At 69.0% G+C, this 897-nt stretch carries 1 protein-coding gene and 1 pseudogene; both read left to right on the forward strand.

The annotated features are described in order from the left end of the window. Window positions 1-579, forward strand: a 579-nt coding sequence (locus tag MLGJGCBP_RS22825; RefSeq protein WP_160098226.1) for a hypothetical protein, incomplete at its 5' end; no start/stop codon positions are given. Window positions 580-585: 6 nt separating this feature from the next. After that, a pseudogene (locus tag MLGJGCBP_RS22830) lies at window positions 586-897 on the forward strand (SRPBCC family protein); the annotation flags it as partial.

Genomic DNA, 897 nt, shown 5'->3' on the forward strand with positions numbered 1-897 from the left:
GTGGGTGCGGGTTACATGCTGGGCCGCACGCACAAGATGAAGCTGGCGCTGATGCTTGCGGGCGCCGGGGCATCCAGTCGGTTTCCCTCGGGATCACTCGGTGTGCTCGGTCAGGCGGGCAAGCTCCTCGCGGATTCGCCCGAGGTCGCCAGGCTCGGCGCGACGGTCCGCACGGAGTTGATGAACGCGGCGAAGACGGCGGCGGTGACTGCGGCCAGTCACCGGATCGATTCGCTCAACTCCCGGTTGCAGTCGGGCGGTGACGAGGCCTTCGGAGGGGAGGGGTCCAAGCGCAGGCGTCGTGAGGAGTCCGAGGACGACTACGACGGCGAGTACGCCGAGGACGAGACCGCTGAGGACGACGAAGCCGAGGATGACGAAGCCGAGGACGAGGCGTCCCGCGCCCGGAGGCGCCCGGCCCCGCGGCGCCGCTCGTCGAGTGGTGGTGGATCCCGGCCCGCCCGGTCGCGGTCGCGGTCGTCGACGACGGACGACGACGAGGACGAGTTGTCGCGGGCCCGTAGGACGCGCGCGAAGTCGACGACCGATTCGGTACCCGTACGACGCACCCGGAAGTGATCAGCGATGACCTCGAATCTTGATAGTGCGGCGAAGAAGCTGCGTAAGAACGTCTCCGGTGCGTCCGGCAAGGCCGCATCGGTGTCGCCTCTGCAGAAGGCGGCGCAGGGTCTGCTCGGCACCGTGACCGACAAGGCGGTCTCCGCTGTCTCCGACAGGGTGGCGGGCGCCACCGACCGGCTCACCGACTACGCCGAGGGCGGCGGCGGAAGTTTGCTGTCCGCGGTCACCGGCAAAGGCAACGGTGACGGTGACGGGAAGGGCGACGGGAAGTCACTGTTGTCCGGGCTGACCGACAAGGTGAAGGACACGGCCTCG

Origin of the sequence: Rhodococcus sp. T7, assembly GCF_009872365.1 — a bacterium.
Classification (GTDB): Bacteria; Actinomycetota; Actinomycetes; order Mycobacteriales; family Mycobacteriaceae; genus Rhodococcus_F.